This window comes from Salinimicrobium profundisediminis (assembly GCF_026241755.1).
GTDB lineage: Bacteria > Bacteroidota > Bacteroidia > Flavobacteriales > Flavobacteriaceae > Salinimicrobium > Salinimicrobium profundisediminis.
Window position 1 is genome coordinate 53,846 of record NZ_JAPJDA010000010.1, and the last position, 16,067, is coordinate 69,912.

Consider the following 16,067-nt stretch of genomic DNA (forward strand, 5'->3'; position numbering starts at 1 on the left):
CTGAAAAATATGTCAAAAATGGCATTTTCAGCAAATGTTTTTGACTGGGATCTTCGCTTCACTTCCGGTTTTTTCAACCATAATAGAGGCTGTCTAAAATGTACATTTTAGACAGCCTCTTTTTATATAGCTGCTTCAGTAATATCAACCTGTTAAATACCCGGCTTTGATTATTTCAAAAGCCGCCTCCCACATCACATAAATTTGAAATTATCAACTTAACTCAAAAGTCATCTTTATCTTTGGATAAAATTGTGCCCGTGGAGCTTGTGAAGAAAATAGAAAGTAATAGAACCCTGCAGTACATTATTGGCCTGGGGTGCATTTTTCTTGTTTCCCTGGTCTGCTTTTTATTTATCAACATCATTGGTTATCATGTTGTAGCTCTTATTTTACTTTTGGCAGTTTCGGTTCTCGCAATGTTCCTGGAGACCTTTCCCATTGTGATCGTAGCTGTTGTGAGTGCATTAATTTGGAATTTTCTCTTTATTCAGCCCCGATCTACCTTCAGCATTACCACTCCCGAAGACGCCCTGCTCTTTCTTATGTATTTTGTTATTGCGGTGATGAATGGCGTATTTACATCCAGAATAAGAAAGGTTGAAGCTGTGGCAAGACAGCGAAAAGAAAAAGAAAAGACGCTACAGCTTTACAGCACCATGCTAAATTCTTTATCGCATGAATTGAAGACTCCCATCGCAACAATTATTGGCGCTGTAGATACTCTGAAAATGAATTCCGGCGAAATTTCGGAAGACAGTAAAACCGAATTGTACAGCGAAATAGACGTAGCCGGCAACAGGCTTCACAGGCAGGTGAACAACCTTCTAAGCATGAGCCGCCTGGAATCGGACATTTTCAGGCTTCAGCTGGACTGGTACGACATTCAGGACATAATTCACACCGTAATGCTCAATAACCTGAAAGACACTCATGAAATTAACCTGTTAGCTTCCGAAGAAATTTCTTTATTCAGGATTGACGGCCCACTAATTGAACAGGTGGTACACAATATTGTTCACAATGCACTGGAGTACACCCCTGCCGGCTCTGTAATAAATATTTCAGTTACTTTTGAAGGTGGACATTTAATCATTAAAATTTGTGATAATGGCCCCGGATTTCCCGAAGATAAACTGGAGCAGGTGTTCGAGAAGTTTTACAGGCTTCCAAAGACCGCAACGGGAGGAACAGGATTAGGGCTCTCTATTGCAAAAGGTTTTACAAAGGCGCATAACGGAACAATAAAACTGGAAAATTTACCTTCGGGCGGTGCAAAATTCACCATTACAATACCTGCTGAAACTTCGAGATTAACAACGAGGCATGATGAATAAAAGCGAAATCCTGATTATTGATGATGAGCCGCAAATACGAAAGCTGCTTAAAATTATTCTTGAAAGTAACGATTACAAAGTCATACAGGCAGCAGATGGAATGGAAGGTTTGCATCTGGCTGCCAATCATTCTCCAGGACTTATCATTTTGGACCTTGGCCTTCCCGACAGGAGCGGTCATGAAATTTTACAGGATCTAAGGAATTGGTACGAAAAACCTGTGATCATTCTTTCTGTGCTAGATTCAGAAGAAGATATTGTTAAAGCCCTGGATAATGGTGCGACAGACTATCTTACCAAGCCTTTTAGAACGGGTGAACTCTTAGCGAGAATAAGGTCTTCTTTGCGACTTAACCAAAATGTTGAACTGCAACAGAAAATTTGTGCCGACGATTTGGAAATTGATTTGACTACACGAAATGTTTATAAAGAACGGGAGATGGTAAAACTTACTTCTACCGAATACAATCTTTTAACGCTACTGGCAAAAAACCAGGGCCGGGTACTTACTCACCAGTACCTGCTAAAAAGTATTTGGGGACCTGGAGCACAAACCGAAACGCAGTATTTGCGGGTATTTATAGCACAATTGCGAAAAAAACTTGAAAAGAACCCCAATCTCCCAAAACACTTTATCACCGAAAGTGGCGTAGGCTACAGGTTTTTATAATCTTTATAAAATCTTTATACCTATCCCCCAATCTTTACACTCTCCTTATAATATCCAATTTACCTTTGTTGTCTTTTATGGACAACAGAACCCCGGCATATTCGAATAGTAAGAGCAACATTCTTCATATACCACTGGTGACCCTGGTTAATGTCGATTTTCAAGGCGGTACAACTGGTTACATTAACGGGTTAATCCGTCAAAGCCGAAAAAACCTAACACGTTAGATTTGAATTTTTCAAACCTTCAAAAACGGGATAAAATTGAAAGAAGACTCGGAATTTTAAAGAAGTCCTCTTTCGCGCTAAGTCTCTTCACTGTCTGCTTAATTGTGTTTGACCTGGGTTTCACCCATAGATCTGAAACAGAGCTTTATCTTACCGATTTTTATCTGGTAGCCCTGCTCATTGGAAGTACAACAATTCTGGTGAGGTATGGAATTTCACGAAAGAAATTTCCTCTAAAGGTTCGCTTTTTTGATGGCGCAATCTTCTTGCTAAACATTTTCCTGATCTTTGTGAAGTTCGATCTTTCCCTAAGGCTTCTTCCCTTCCTGGAGTTCTTCAATAACATGGGCTGGTTATATCTTGCCCTGTTCATTTATTTTATTAGAGAGTTTTCGGCTATAAGTATAAACTTCAACCGAAAGTTACTCAACCCGGCGCAGCTGTTCATGGCAAGTTTCCTGGGTATGATATTCCTGGGGACTTTACTCTTAATGCTCCCCAAAGCTACCTATGAAGGAATTTCGGCCGTAGACGCTCTTTTTACAGCTACAAGTGCAGTATGTGTAACAGGTTTGATTGTAGTTGACACCGGCACCTATTTCACCAGTCTGGGGCAAACCATTATTCTTATCCTAATCCAGTTCGGGGGACTTGGCATTATGACCTTTGCAAGTTATTTCTCCTATTTTTTCCGCGGAAAAAGCTCCTATGAGCACCAGATCATGCTGAAGGATATGACTAATTCTGAAAAGATCGGGGAGGTTTTTAGTGTCCTGAAAAAAATTGTTCTGCTCACCCTGGCTATTGAAGCTATTGGGGCGCTACTGGTTTTTATAAATTTAGACCCAAACACTGTAAAGGGATTTGTAGATCAGGTTTTCTTTTCCATCTTTCACAGTATTTCAGCTTTTTGTAATGCCGGATTTTCAACACTGGAGAACAGCTTGTATGAACCTGAATTTAAATTCAATTACTCGCTCCAGCTAGTAATTGTTACGCTGTTCATTTTAGGAGGAATAGGATTTCCTATTCTTTTTAATTTGTATAAATATTTTATCTATTATTTCAAGAACCAGTACGTCAAAATTCAACACCCGGCTAACTCAGTTTATGTTCCCTGGGTAATTAATATTAATACCCGCATCGTGCTTGTCACTACTTCAGTATTGCTGGTGGCAGGAACTGTTTTATTTTACTTTTTTGAATACGATAACACCCTCGAGGAACATTCGGGATTTGGCAAGCTGGTAGTTTCCTTTTTTGGAGCCGCTACTCCCAGAACAGCCGGATTTAATTCGGTGGACATGACTGCTCTGAACTTCTCTACACTCATGATCATTCTTATTCTCATGTGGATAGGTGCATCTCCAAGTTCTACAGGGGGCGGAATTAAAACCAGCACTTTTGCGCTTGCTACGCTCAACTTTATGAGCCTGGCACGAGGCAAGGACAGGGTAGAAGTTTTTAAAAGGCAGATATCGGACATATCTATAAGACGGGCTTTTGCTATTATTTCCCTTTCCCTTTTGGTCATAGGAACAGCCATTTTTCTAATTGCATCTTTTGATCAGGAAAAAACGCTGTTAAGCATTGCCTTTGAGTGTTTCTCGGCGTACAGTACTGTGGGTTTAAGCATTGGAATAACCTCGCAGTTGAGCGAGGCCTCAAAAATGGTAATAATTGCTACCATGTTTATTGGGCGGGTGAGTATGTTAACCATCTTAATTGCCCTTTTAAGAAGGGTGAAATATCTAAATTATAAATATCCGCAGGAGGATATACTAATGAACTAAACTTATGAAGTATATAATAGTTGGATTGGGAAATTTTGGAGCCTCCCTTGCCGAAAAGCTTACCAAAATGGGCAATGAGGTAATTGGTGTAGACATGAACATGAGCAAGGTTGAAGCTATTAAAGACAAGATCACTCATGCTGTTAATCTGGACTCTACAGATATTACTGCAGTCTCGAGTCTACCCCTTAGTGATACTGATATTGTAATTGTAGGAATTGGTGAAGATAAAGGTTCAAATATCATGGCTACTGCCTTGATGAAGCAATTACGTGTGAAAAGATTAATAAGCAGGGCAGTCTCCCCGCTTCAGGAAATGGTGCTCGAAGCTATGGGCGTAGATGAAATCATACACCCCGAAGAAGAAACCGCTGAAAGGTGGGCAAAAAAACTCAATCTACATGGGGTGGTAGATTCATTTGAAGTCAACCGCGACTACAGTATTATAGAAACTGAGATCCCTGCCGAATTTGATGGAAGAACTCTCGAGGAAATAGGCCTTAAGAGAAAATATGATATTATTGTTCTAACTACAATCAAAATCACCCGAGAGAAGAACGAGATAGGAACAAACCGGGATGTCTCGAATGTACAGGGAGTAGCTTCGGCAAAAACTGTTTTGCACAAACACGATATCATGGTGCTCTACGGACACAATAAGAATTTGAAAAAATTACTTAAAGACCAGGAAAAGTACTAATAAAAACAGTAAGGCCGGAAACTCTGTGTTCCCGGCATTCCTGTTTAAAGCATTTTATTTACTCTATTATTCCCAATCTGGCATAGCCGCGTTTTCTATAAGCACCTCCCTATCGTCATCATCCCCTGTACTACTACCAGTATTTACAGGCATGGTGTATATATCTTTGGGTGATAAATCATCGTTTGAGGTATTTACAAAAATCACTTCAGCTTCATTAGGAGAAAATCTTGGATCAAGGTCATTAGTTCCATCGGGTTTTTCTACTGAAAGATTTTGAAATTGCCTGGTGGAAAAATCATATATAAACAAGTCTGAATCAAGTCTCCGGTAGGAATCGTTTCTATAACCTGAACTGTCATAGGTATATAGTAACTTATTCCCCTGCAAAGAAAGATCCAAACCTCCCAGAGCCCCTTCAACATTATTCAAGATCATCTCCTGAATTTCCCCTTCGAAATTAATAGTAAATAGATCTGCATCATAGCCATTACTGTTGTTGGTAATCAAGGCTATCGTTCCATTATCTTCACTTACATCTACTTCTGTTATAAAATCGCCATTTTGTGTTTCATATATTAAAGTGGTACCTCCCCCCACAGAGTTTATCTTGTAGAGCTTTCCAAAATTTGGATAGACCAGTGCTGCTCCATCATCGGACCAGGAGAAATCAATAAGGTTTAAATTAAAACCATTCACCGGAATATTTGAAGTGATACGTTTTTGTTGAGAACCATCGGGATTCATGGTAAATAGATGGGTCTGCCCGTTAACAACCCTTAAAAAGGCAATTTTATTCACGGAATTATTCTTACGAGGTCTAAAGCTGTTTTGATCTGATGAAGTTAAACGAAACTCCTCTCCTTCAGAATTCCGGGAAAAGATCACATTATTACCATTGATAAGGCGTGTAAACAGGACCCTGCTTTCAGGTACATTTCTGGTTTTAAAGGAATACAATGAACTTAGAACTGGGTCGTTTATACTATCAGAAACTTTTACCTGCCAAAAATACCTGTAGCCAGAATTAAGGCCTTCCACGGTATAGGTAGTATCTTTAATATTTGAATATGTCAACACTTCATCATTCACGTTGTTCCACAACTCCAGCTCGTAAGTCAATTCATCATCTTCAGGGTCTGAGGAGTTCCACACAAATTCTGCGGTCATGTCAACTTCTTCAGCATTATCTTCGGGAGAAAGCAGTTGTGGCGTGGATGGTTGTTTATTATTTGCACCCGATTTCAATAATTCGAAAGCTACATTTGAAGTAGCACCTTCGGTTACCGTAACTGCCTCAAAAGCAGTAGTGTAATCTTCAACTTCAGCCTTGACAGAATATTGATCAACAAGAACATCTTCAATAACAAATTCTCCATTTTCATCTGTAAAGACTGTACTTGAAGCAGGGCTGGTCGTAATTTTGACATTTTCGAGAGGTTCATTACTAGTACGTTCAACTACTTTCCCAGATATACCACCTGTTAAAGATTCCCCGACTGTATCTTCAGAACAACCTATTAGGAAGAATAAACCTGCAATTGTAATATATTTTAAGAATGTCTTCATAAGTTCTACAAGTTCAAATCAATTAAAAGTAAATATTTAGGCCTAAACCAAAATTGAAGTAGTGATCATCTCTTTTTCCATGGACAAAATTATCCAGCTTATCATTTGTAATAAGATTATGTTCAGCAAAAATTTGTGCACCCAACCTGGAATTAAATAAGTATCGCAATCCGCCCCCATATTGAAATTTAAAAAAGTTGGATTCAAGGTTCTCCTCATCAGTGGCTAGATCCGGATTCCCCAGCTCCATAAGAAATCCGGGGCCTCCGTATACAAAAGGAGCAAAATCATCTTTTGGCAAAAAGTTAAATCTCGCATTAATATCTACTCCCGCAAACTCTCCTTTAAATTGCCTGCCATTATCGAGGCTGATGTAATTTAAATTTCCACCTATACTTAGGTTCGGAAAAAGCCTTTTTTGATATCCAATCCGTGCAAAATAACCAGGTTCTTTATTTGAATAGTCGCCATCCATTAAAGATAAACCACCTGAAAAACTTAAGTTATTCTCTGGCACATCTTCAATAAGTAACCTGTCATACAAGCCCATGTCTTCCTCTGCCTTTTTTTCGGCCACGTAATTATCTACCAGTTGCTGGTTTACCTCCCTACCTCCCTGGGCAGCCCACAAGCGATCTTTAACCCCTTCAAGAATAAGATCTCTTACAGCTTTTTCTATTGCGTCCTGTACTGCTAATTGTACTGGCTCGTTCTGAGTTATTCCTGTTTCTGCTTCAAGCAATCTCTGGAACTTCACAAATCTAAAGAAACTACCATCCAGGCCTTGAGAAAGTATGGTCTTTGAAACATATACAGTTTTGAGGATTTCTCCTGTATTTGTTGAAACAGCTCTTAAGTAAACTGTAATTCTATCCTGCCTGTATTTAGCTGAACCTCCCAGACCAAAATATCTTGCTCCTATTCCACCGGTAAGAATGTTTGTATCATAGGAAATGATACCTCCTTCAAGAATAAGACCTGCATAAAGTAAAGCTGGTAAAGGTGGTTCATTAGGATTCAGGTTTTTAATATATTCCTGCTTGGTATTTCTTATAATATTTCTTTCGGTAGAAAGGTTGCTTAAATTCTCTCTCTCAATAGGAATAAACCATCCGGAATCTTCCAGAGCTTTGATTAAAATAGTAGTCGCGCCCTGGGTTACGGCTGTACTAAAAGTAGAGCCATTTTCTACGGCTTTGTATTGCCCCGTTTGGTCACTAAAGTTATAGACAGCTACTTCAACAGGATCATTAGCCGGAGGCAAGCTGGTTAAAAGATGGGAATTTGTAGATTTCTCCCCCGGCCGGGCCGGATCATTATTAAATGGTTGATTGAAGTATGCCCCGCAAGAGCTTAGAGTGCTAATTGCAAAAAATAGCACTACCTGGTAGGTCTTGTTCATAAAGCTTAATTATTTGGGATAACTATTTGTGATTCTTCCCCCGTCGAGGTGTCTAAAATATTTATTACCAACCCCTCCAGGGTTTCATATATTTCGATGCTTAAAGATCCAAAAGTAAAGGTTCCTTCCTCATCAAACTTAAACCCGTCTAACTGTTCCCGTAAGAGGGATCGTGAAATTTGTGTTAGGATCTGTCGGTTTATATCTTTTCCTAACCTGTCGAGTTCAGATTCCTGTTGAGCCTGATTTCCGGGAGCTTTTAATTGATTTTGCGCGGTAGCAGACGCCAACATCCAACTATAGTTAAGATAATTACCCCCAAACGCAGGATTGGTAGGTTGATAAGTGAGTTGTTGACATTGAACGTTTAAGCCGAAAAAAAATAAACAGCTGAGTAAAAGTAATTTTTTCATCAAATTTAATAGTGTTTAAAATTATTGGCCTGCTGTTCCAGTCTCTGTATTTGAGCTAATACACGAGCCAGTGTTACGTTGGCCATTTGCTTGAGGTATTCTTTTTTAGGTTGGGCAAAGAACCGCATCACAAGTTGATCTCCCACATTCACAGAAATACGCGTCATTCTACCCCTTCCCGGCACTTCTTCAATTTCAATATTCTGGGGACTCACAATTTCCCGATTATAGTATTCTGAATAAAAATAACGGTAAAAGTCGCGTCCTGCCTTAGTAATTGTATTTTCTATCACAAGGCCGTTAATAATTACTCCGTCCTGTGGTTTGGCCTGATCTTTTGGAAGCGCTATTACCTGCTTTTCCTGTTCCTTTATCTCCTGAATAGATTCTTCTGTTATTTTAAACTCCAGCCTGTCTTTCCCAACTGGTTTATCATCCTGATCGTAAATCATAAGAAGAATAATAATTCCCCCTTCATCACTCCTGTTGACTTGTGTTGAGGAAAGAATAACTTTTTGATTTGGCTCTAAATAGAAGCGGTTTCCCTGGTTGGATTTCGTAACGTTTCCAGCCCCATCCTTTTTGAAGAGCGTGAAATCATACCTTAAATTATGACCCGCAGGAGTCACATTCTCGGCAGTTGCACTAAAATTTAAAAATTCACCTCTGTCTTCTACTTTAATTTTAGCTACAATCTCTTTATTGTAAAACTGCGAAAAACAACTACCGGAAAGAAGAAGTGCCACAGACACTATAAACATCTTTACAATATTTGTTTTCCTAATTCTCATATTAATTATAGCTTCTAATTATTAGCGAAGGCGTGGCATCGGTTTGTATGAACTTTAAGGATTGAGTAAGATCGTTAGCCCCATTTCTCTCAAAAACCTTGTCGTCACCCCTTTGCTCAAGTTCAAGTGAGATATTTGTTCCTGCATCGTTCACATAATCCCTAATTTGATTATTATCACCTTCCTGAAGAAGCTTAGCTATAGCTGTATTAGCTATATAATCAAGTTTAGTATAATTATACCTGCCATTCTGAGTTAGTGTAATTTCACTTGAAGTTGTTTGAGTTCGAATCTCAGCTTGATTATACTCCCCAATTTGCTTCAAAGCCACAGCATTTCCCTGTACAGTATTGAAGTTGGGTTGGATTATAGATATCCCGCCTATCAAACCATTCAAATTGGCCTCCAGTACCTTCTGATCGACTTCTTCTTCATTAATGTAAGTCTGCGCTAAAACTCCAGAGCTCATAGACAGCAGAAAGCAGGACAAAATCATTTTTATAAAAACATGAACTCTCATAATAATAAATTTATCAAAATTTTATTAAAAAAGTAAACAGAAGGAATGTTTTTCCTTCTGTTTACAAATAAAACACAATTATTAGTTACAGTTTCCTGTTGCACAAGGATCACTGATAGTTATGTCTGGCACAGGAGTTGGGTTTGGAATATCCATTGGATTATCAAAACCACAACCTATTAAAGCTCCACCCCATGGTCCTGCCTGAAATATGTTGGCAGAGTTTCCAGAACCTGACTGGAACATATTAGCACTTTGACCATCATATTGTACTACCAGCCCTGAGTTATCATTTCCCCATTGTGCAGTAATGGCGTAGTTATCACTGCCTATTTGGTGAGTGTTTAATTTATTGTCGTTACCATTTTGTAGAGACCATACATAGTTGTCGTTACCATCCTGAACTTGAAGAGATTTATTTCCTTCTCCTGTCTGATTTAAGCTTGCAGAGTTATCATCACCTTCCTGATATTGTCTAGCATAATTATCATCTTGCCCAGAACCAAGACCATAATAGTTTTGAGTCATTGTAGCTGTGTTACCATCACCTAATTGAATTTGTTCCCCATGGTTTGAAGCAGAATTGTTACCACCATATTGGTTCATAGTAGCGGTATTCTCTTCACCTACCTGAGACTGGTAAGCCTCAGCATCATAAGAGTAGTATCCCTGGTTAACTGTTGCAGTATTACCTTCTCCGGCATCATCTGAAGTTGCAAACTGATATTGGAAAGACTTATTTTGATCTCCAAACTGATTTAAATAAGCCTCGTTACGAGCACCTTCTCCATCCTGCACAATTAAACCTCTGTTTGCATCTCCCTGTTGAATAGCTCTGGCAAGTTGACCTTCATTTGCATCTCCAGGATCTGGATCAGAAGACTGTTTTACCTGAACCTTATTGAAGTTTCCAGTTTGATTTGTCCAGGCGTCATTATTATCATCATTTTGCTGAATTAAAGACTGGTTGTAAAAACCATTCTGCACTCCATAAGCGTAATTTTGTGTGGATATATCAGACACTGGATTGTTAACACCTTGCTGTACTAAAATTTTATTTCTAGCACTGGAAATGCCCTGAGTACCCTGCTCTGTACGTGCGTCATTCATTAAACCTTTTTGATTAATGGAGGATTCATTGTTCCAGCCCTGTTGATTAATTTCTGCCTCATTATTGACAGCCATACTATAAGGGCCCCACCATGTAGGAATATTAGGCCCCTCTTGTGTAATGCGGGCTTCGTTGTTATCGGGACCTGCCGCGTCTGCTTGAAAAACTTTAGATGAATTCAACACTCCCACCTGAGTCACTTCCAAACGTTGATCATTGCCATACTGATCTGTTTCTGTAGTGTTTGCCAATGGCGCTCCTCCGGGGTTTTGATTGGCTACAGGTGTGGCATTGTTTGCCCCTGGTACCTGAGCAAATCCAATTGCCCCAATCATTAGCGCTGCTGCGCTTAACATAACTTTTTTCATAATAAAAATAATTTAAGGTTAAAAATTTAGTTTAGTTTACACATCCTTGTTTGGGGCAAAGACATTTTCGGCACCATCAATACAGCATCTAATAATAAAAGGGGGAATAATTGGAACTCAAAAATTGAATTCACCTGAAAGAAGTAGTAGGGTAGATTTTTTTAATCTTTATCTCTTTCACTATGCTAATTTACTTAAAATGAATTCCCTGCCAACAGTCTGATCGACGAATCGATGAACTACAATACCTACTTCTAGGTAGTTTTAATTCAAAACAACCATTCTCCCAAGAATTTCTTAAAAAGTTAAATTTGTGTTAAAGAGAAAATCGTAATTTGTTATGAGGAAAAAACTTACAAATATGTATGGTTATTAATATCTTATTCCACAAAAAGATGCTGATTTCCACACTTTTATTCAAAAATTCCTCCGTTATCAATCATACCAAAGTGAATTTTCTCATTCTTCAACCGTGAGAAGAAGAACGTTAATTCCTAATTTTTAAGAAGTCATATCAAAAAGAACTATTAAAAACATAAACAATTGTTTATCAGTATAATATGACTTTCAACTAAAAATAGACATCTCTAAATTTGATCTATAGAATCTGTAAGATGTGAGATAAAACAAAAAAGCCTGTAGAAATTCATCTACAGGCTTTTACCATATTTAAAAGTGACCCCGGAGGGATTCAAACCCCCAACCCTCAGAGCCGAAATCTGATGCGCTATTCAGTTGCGCCACGGGGCCTTTTAAGAAGGCGCAATTTACATAAATTCTTTAAACTGTAACAAGAAATTTACGCTCTTTCCATCTGAATTAAAGGTGTCAAAAATGCAATTTTTGAAAGGTATATAATCGCATACTTCTGACTTTGTAATTCTAAAATCTCCCTTCTAATTTGCCAGCTTCTTCTTTACTATTGCCGATATGGTTTTACCATCGGCCCTTCCTGCAAGTTCTTTTGAAGCCATTCCCATTACTTTACCCATATCCTGCATGCCATTGGCACCAGATTCAGATATGATCTTATCCACCTCTACCTCAATTTCCTGTTCACTCATTTGTTCCGGAAGGAAACCTTCTATAACAGCCGCCTGGTCCAATTCGGGTTGAGCTAGATCTTCCCTTCCCTGCTCCTTATATATAGCCGCACTTTCCTTGCGCTGTTTTACGAGGCGCTGTAAGAGCTTTAATTCTTCATCTTCACTCAATCCATCTTTGCCCGAAGCATCTGTGCGAGCAAGTAAAATAGCACTTTTAACCGCTCTTAAAGCTTCTAGTTTATTGCTGTCTTTTGCTCGCATGGCATCTTTCATTTCGGCCATGACCTTGTCCTGTAAACTCATTGTATTTGGATTTTTTATTCGTTATGCGAAGATAAGGAAATCGGGCAGTGCAAACTCTTCTGAAATAAAAAAACCTTTCGTTCTGTATAAGCCCTTGGTTTTTGTCCTGCCACTCTAACCTCTCCTTATATTATTCCACTTGAGGATTTAAAAAAAGGCTCCCATACGCTCCAGGTCATCATTGATCAGGGGCCCGTAGAGGGTTCGGGCTTTAGCCACTGGAATGTGTCAGGTGTGCTTGTGGGCGAAACTGTGCAGGAATAATTAGGAATGAGCTTGTCATTCTCACTTTCATTCCTGCCTGTATAAATTGGCAGGTTAAAGAGCACACATCAAAACCAAAAATCAACTTGCAGCAAATAAAAAACCCGAAGCTGGTATTGCCGCTTCGGGTTCTCATTTATTAAGGGAATTTCTTAATCTACATTGTCATGTAAAAAAGAATTATTTGTCCTAAACCTCAATTCATCATCATTGCCGCTTCCCAAAGTAGTGCGCGACAACTTTCCCTCTCCGGGCTCGGTGTGGTCAAGGTCTATACCCTGTCTTTTGTATGCAGGTTGTCTTTCATACTCGTCAACCTTACTTACGTTATTCCTGAACTTATAATTGAACTCCTTCATCTTGGCTCTTCTCTCGGCCGATCTTTTTATCAAATTCTCATTGATAGGAATATTAAAAGGATCTACGTCATCTTCTGGCGTCTCCTTATTTTCTTCGGGTGCAGGATTTCCTTTTGAAACAGGAGGCTGCACCGGTGCTGACTGACTCTTAAGTTTTGGCTCAGGTTGTGGCTGGGGCCTGCTCTTCTGCACAGGCTGAGAGCTCTTCAGCATTTCTTCCACCTGCATGTAATCCTGTAGCGAATATCGGGTCACCCCATTTTCAGTCTTTGCCTGTATCGCACTTTCCTTCTTTACAGAATTTTTTGCTTCAGTATCTTCAGAAAGCGTATGAATTATACGTTGTTCCTTTGCAGGTTCTTTATGCTCTCCTGGTGTAGGTTGTTCCTGTTGCGCCTTAGGCTCATTTCTTTCTTCTGAAGCATTGTTCTTAGGCATGTCAAAAGTAAACATAAACTGTTGCTCCTGCGGCTCTGGCTCAACAACCTCAGGTTCCGAAACCTCTACATCCCTTACGCTGTCAGTAATAATAAATTCAGGTGCTTCTTCAGGCTGAACTTCTTCGTACTCCACATGCATATCCCTTACAGCATTTGAAGGATGGTTAGTTTCGGGCTCTCCATCTATATCTTCATCTTCTAGTGATAGGGTGTGAACTATCTTATTTTCTTCTTCTGGCGCCGGTGCAGGCCCGTCGTAAACCGAAGATGTTTTCTTTGGAGAAAGCTCGTGCTCTGCCCTTTGCTCATCTTCAAGAGTGTGAATGATCTTCTTGGTTTCGGTATTTACAATATCATTTTGTTGCTCAATGTCGAAACCCGTAGCAATGATAGTTACAGAAATTGCATCATCAAGATTTTCATCTTCACCAACCCCCATGATGATGTTGGCACTGTGCCCGGCTTCTGCCTGAATATGATCTGAAATCTCCCCAATTTCATCAATAGTAATTTCTTCGGAACCGGAAATGATAAGCAGCAGCACATTTTTGGCACCTGTAATTTTATTATCGTTAAGCAGCGGTGAATCTAACGCCTTTGAAATAGCATCCTGGGCACGGTTTCCACCTGAAGCCTGTGCAGATCCCATAATGGCAGTTCCACTATTGCTAAGAACGGTCTTAGCATCCCGCAAGTCAATGTTTTGGGTATAGTGATGCGTAATTACTTCGGCTATTCCTCGAGAAGCTGTGGCCAAGACTTCATCGGCCTTAGAGAATCCTGCTTTGAATCCGAGATTTCCATATACTTCCCTTAGTTTATTATTGTTGATCACGATCAACGAGTCAACATGACTTCGCAGGTTTTCTACTCCCAGTTGTGCCTGCTCGTTTCTGGTCTTTCCTTCAAACAAAAAAGGACTGGTTACGATCCCCACCGTAAGTATCCCCATATCTTTTGCCTGTTTGGCAATGATTGGCGCAGCACCTGTTCCTGTACCACCGCCCATTCCTGCCGTGATAAATACCATTTTTGTGTTGGTATCCAAAAGGGCTCTTATCTCGTCAAAACTTTCCTCTGCTGCTTTGCGACCGACTTCAGGATCGGCACCTGCACCAAGGCCTTCTGTTTCTCTTACTCCCAACTGGATCTTGTTTGGAACAGGGCTATTTTCAAGAGCCTGTGCATCTGTATTACAAATGACAAAATCAACCCCTTTTATTCCCTGCTGAAACATGTGGTTTATCGCGTTGCTACCGCCTCCACCTACACCAATAACTTTTATGACGTTCGATTGATTCTTGGGGAGATCGAATGTGATGTTTCCGAATTCTGTGCTGCTCATAAATTCTTTTTTACTGGTTTTCTACTTCTTTTATTCTTTTTCATAGTTATTTCCTCGCCGATCTACTCGGCGTTGTCTAAAAAATCCTTGAATTTTTCAAACCATTTTTCAAATATTGTTCTGCGGGGCTGGCTTATGGTAACCGGCTCTTCCCGCTCTTCTGGCTCCTCTTGCGGCACTGCTGTAGGCGTAGCTCCAGAGGCTACTTCTTCCTGCTCGTCTTCTTCGTTTACATGGTGCCTGCTGTTAATCTCGAGGCTGTTCAATACCAACCCAACTGCAGTGGCAAAAACAGGACTTGTAGTCTCGCTGTCACTATCTCCTGCCAGGTGCTCGTTTGGATAACCTATTCTCGTGTCCATCCCGGTAATGTACTCTACCAGCTGTTTTATATGCTTTAACTGGGCACCGCCTCCGGTTAGTACAATCCCGGCGATAAGTTTTTTCTTCTGCTCTTCGTGACCGTAGTTCTTGATCTCCAGGTAAACCTGTTCAATGATTTCCACAACCCGTGCATGAATGATCTTAGAAAGGTTCTTTAAAGTAATCTCTTTTGGTTCCCTGCCTCTCAGGCCAGGGATAGAAACAATCTCGTTATCTTTATTTTCACCCGGCCAGGCCGAACCAAATTTCACTTTCAGCAGCTCTGCCTGCTTTTCAATGATAGAGCAACCTTCTTTGATATCTTCAGTAATAACTCCGCCACCAAAAGGGATTACAGCGGTATGCCTGATTATTCCGTCTTTAAAGATGGCTAAATCTGTAGTTCCACCTCCTATATCGACTAAAGCCACACCGGCTTCTTTTTCTTCCTGACTTAAAACAGCATTTGCAGATGCCAACGGTTCTAAAGTAACTGCCGAAAGCTCCAGTCCCGAACTTTTCACACACCTGCCCACGTTCCTTATCGACGATACCTGGCCAACTACTACATGAAAGTTAGCTTCCAGCCTTCCGCCATACATTCCAATAGGTTCCTTGATCTCTGCCTGCCCGTCAACTTTAAATTCCTGCGGAAGCACGTGAATAATCTCTTCTCCCGGAAGCATAACCAGCTTGTGCACCTGGTTACATAAAGTTTCAATATCCGAAGCGTCTATCACTTCATCGGGGTTAGGGCGCGTAATATAATCGCTGTGTTGTAAACTGCGAATATGCTGGCCGGCAATGCCCACCACCACATCTTTTATCTTCATGCCGCTATCGGCCTCTGCCTCCTGTATGGCCTGCTGTATAGATTGTATAGTTTGGGTAATGTTATTTACAACTCCACGATGAACCCCAAGGCTTTTTGCCTTGCCTATACCAATGATCTCCATTTTACCGTAATCATTCTTACGGCCTATCATGGCTACAATCTTAGTAGTACCAATGTCTAATCCTACTGCGATGTCGTTCTGTTCCATACC

The 16,067-nt window shown here is 40.0% G+C and carries 13 protein-coding genes, 1 tRNA gene and 1 pseudogene; 5 read left to right on the forward strand and 10 right to left on the reverse strand.

The window, feature by feature from the left end; all coding sequences use genetic code 11:
- The first annotated feature begins 260 nt into the window (after window positions 1–260).
- From OQ279_RS07400 to OQ279_RS07415, 4 genes are all read left to right on the forward strand, one after another.
- Window positions 261–1,337 (forward strand): sensor histidine kinase, encoded by a 1,077-nt coding sequence (locus OQ279_RS07400; protein WP_266069229.1) that lies wholly within the window; start codon window positions 261–263, stop codon window positions 1,335–1,337.
- A complete protein-coding gene (locus OQ279_RS07405; RefSeq protein ID WP_306419755.1) occupies window positions 1,327–2,007 on the forward strand; it encodes a response regulator in 681 nt (226 codons plus the stop codon). Before OQ279_RS07400 ends, OQ279_RS07405 begins: the two co-directional genes overlap by 11 nt.
- A gap of 229 nt (window positions 2,008–2,236) precedes the next feature.
- Window positions 2,237–4,027, forward strand: coding sequence for a TrkH family potassium uptake protein (locus tag OQ279_RS07410; protein ID WP_266069230.1), 1,791 nt, complete (start codon window positions 2,237–2,239; stop codon window positions 4,025–4,027).
- A 4-nt stretch (window positions 4,028–4,031) separates the two neighbouring features.
- Complete coding sequence (locus OQ279_RS07415) at window positions 4,032–4,727, forward strand: potassium channel family protein (protein WP_266069231.1); 696 nt, start codon at window positions 4,032–4,034, stop codon at window positions 4,725–4,727.
- A gap of 66 nt (window positions 4,728–4,793) precedes the next feature.
- On the opposite strand, the gene OQ279_RS07420 is transcribed toward OQ279_RS07415, so the two are convergent.
- The 8 genes from OQ279_RS07420 to OQ279_RS07455 all read right to left on the reverse strand — a co-directional run bounded on the left by OQ279_RS07420 (window position 4,794) and on the right by OQ279_RS07455 (window position 12,250).
- The gene (locus OQ279_RS07420; protein WP_266069232.1) at window positions 4,794–6,296 is read right to left on the reverse strand and encodes a carboxypeptidase regulatory-like domain-containing protein; all 1,503 of its coding nucleotides are present in this window, start codon (window positions 6,294–6,296) and stop codon (window positions 4,794–4,796) included.
- A 22-nt stretch (window positions 6,297–6,318) separates the two neighbouring features.
- The gene (locus OQ279_RS07425; protein WP_266069233.1) at window positions 6,319–7,698 is read right to left on the reverse strand and encodes a CsgG/HfaB family protein; all 1,380 of its coding nucleotides are present in this window, start codon (window positions 7,696–7,698) and stop codon (window positions 6,319–6,321) included.
- 5 nt (window positions 7,699–7,703) lie between these two features.
- Complete coding sequence (locus OQ279_RS07430) at window positions 7,704–8,111, reverse strand: curli assembly protein CsgF (protein ID WP_266069234.1); 408 nt, start codon at window positions 8,109–8,111, stop codon at window positions 7,704–7,706.
- A gap of 5 nt (window positions 8,112–8,116) precedes the next feature.
- Window positions 8,117–8,872 (reverse strand): CsgE family curli-type amyloid fiber assembly protein, encoded by a 756-nt coding sequence (locus OQ279_RS07435; RefSeq protein WP_266069235.1) that lies wholly within the window; start codon window positions 8,870–8,872, stop codon window positions 8,117–8,119.
- A gap of 31 nt (window positions 8,873–8,903) precedes the next feature.
- Window positions 8,904–9,422 (reverse strand): hypothetical protein, encoded by a 519-nt coding sequence (locus OQ279_RS07440; protein ID WP_266069236.1) that lies wholly within the window; start codon window positions 9,420–9,422, stop codon window positions 8,904–8,906.
- An 81-nt stretch (window positions 9,423–9,503) separates the two neighbouring features.
- Window positions 9,504–10,901 carry a hypothetical protein gene (locus OQ279_RS07445; protein ID WP_266069237.1) on the reverse strand — a complete coding sequence of 466 codons (1,398 nt, stop codon included), beginning with the start codon at window positions 10,899–10,901 and terminating at the stop codon, window positions 9,504–9,506.
- A 676-nt stretch (window positions 10,902–11,577) separates the two neighbouring features.
- Window positions 11,578–11,651, reverse strand: a tRNA-Arg gene (locus OQ279_RS07450).
- Window positions 11,652–11,797: 146 nt separating this feature from the next.
- The gene (locus OQ279_RS07455; RefSeq protein WP_266069238.1) at window positions 11,798–12,250 is read right to left on the reverse strand and encodes a GatB/YqeY domain-containing protein; all 453 of its coding nucleotides are present in this window, start codon (window positions 12,248–12,250) and stop codon (window positions 11,798–11,800) included.
- Window positions 12,251–12,358: 108 nt separating this feature from the next.
- Here OQ279_RS07455 and OQ279_RS07460 point away from each other — a divergent pair.
- Window positions 12,359–12,514 (forward strand): annotated as a pseudogene (locus OQ279_RS07460) (hypothetical protein); the annotation flags it as partial.
- 152 nt (window positions 12,515–12,666) lie between these two features.
- Here OQ279_RS07460 and ftsZ read toward each other — a convergent pair.
- Window positions 12,667–14,658 carry a cell division protein FtsZ gene (gene ftsZ, locus OQ279_RS07465; RefSeq protein ID WP_266069239.1) on the reverse strand — a complete coding sequence of 664 codons (1,992 nt, stop codon included), beginning with the start codon at window positions 14,656–14,658 and terminating at the stop codon, window positions 12,667–12,669.
- Between the two features lie 62 nt (window positions 14,659–14,720).
- Window positions 14,721–16,064, reverse strand: coding sequence for a cell division protein FtsA (gene ftsA / locus OQ279_RS07470; RefSeq protein WP_266069240.1), 1,344 nt, complete (start codon window positions 16,062–16,064; stop codon window positions 14,721–14,723).
- Window positions 16,065–16,067 lie beyond the last annotated feature (3 nt).

Excerpts from the sequence above, each read along its gene's own strand:
- OQ279_RS07455 (WP_266069238.1), bottom strand. The coding sequence starts at position 12,250 with ATGAGTTTACAGGACAAGGTCATGGCCGAAATGAAAGATGCCATGCGA.
- OQ279_RS07420 (WP_266069232.1), bottom strand. The coding sequence starts at position 6,296 with ATGAAGACATTCTTAAAATATATTACAATTGCAGGTTTATTCTTCCTA.
- OQ279_RS07415 (WP_266069231.1), top strand. The coding sequence starts at position 4,032 with ATGAAGTATATAATAGTTGGATTGGGAAATTTTGGAGCCTCCCTTGCC.
- ftsZ (WP_266069239.1), bottom strand. The coding sequence starts at position 14,658 with ATGAGCAGCACAGAATTCGGAAACATCACATTCGATCTCCCCAAGAAT.
- OQ279_RS07425 (WP_266069233.1), bottom strand. The coding sequence starts at position 7,698 with ATGAACAAGACCTACCAGGTAGTGCTATTTTTTGCAATTAGCACTCTA.
- OQ279_RS07405 (WP_306419755.1), top strand. The coding sequence starts at position 1,327 with ATGATGAATAAAAGCGAAATCCTGATTATTGATGATGAGCCGCAAATA.
- ftsA (WP_266069240.1), bottom strand. The coding sequence starts at position 16,064 with ATGGAACAGAACGACATCGCAGTAGGATTAGACATTGGTACTACTAAG.
- OQ279_RS07445 (WP_266069237.1), bottom strand. The coding sequence starts at position 10,901 with ATGAAAAAAGTTATGTTAAGCGCAGCAGCGCTAATGATTGGGGCAATT.
- OQ279_RS07435 (WP_266069235.1), bottom strand. The coding sequence starts at position 8,872 with ATGTTTATAGTGTCTGTGGCACTTCTTCTTTCCGGTAGTTGTTTTTCG.
- OQ279_RS07440 (WP_266069236.1), bottom strand. The coding sequence starts at position 9,422 with ATGAGAGTTCATGTTTTTATAAAAATGATTTTGTCCTGCTTTCTGCTG.
- OQ279_RS07430 (WP_266069234.1), bottom strand. The coding sequence starts at position 8,111 with ATGAAAAAATTACTTTTACTCAGCTGTTTATTTTTTTTCGGCTTAAAC.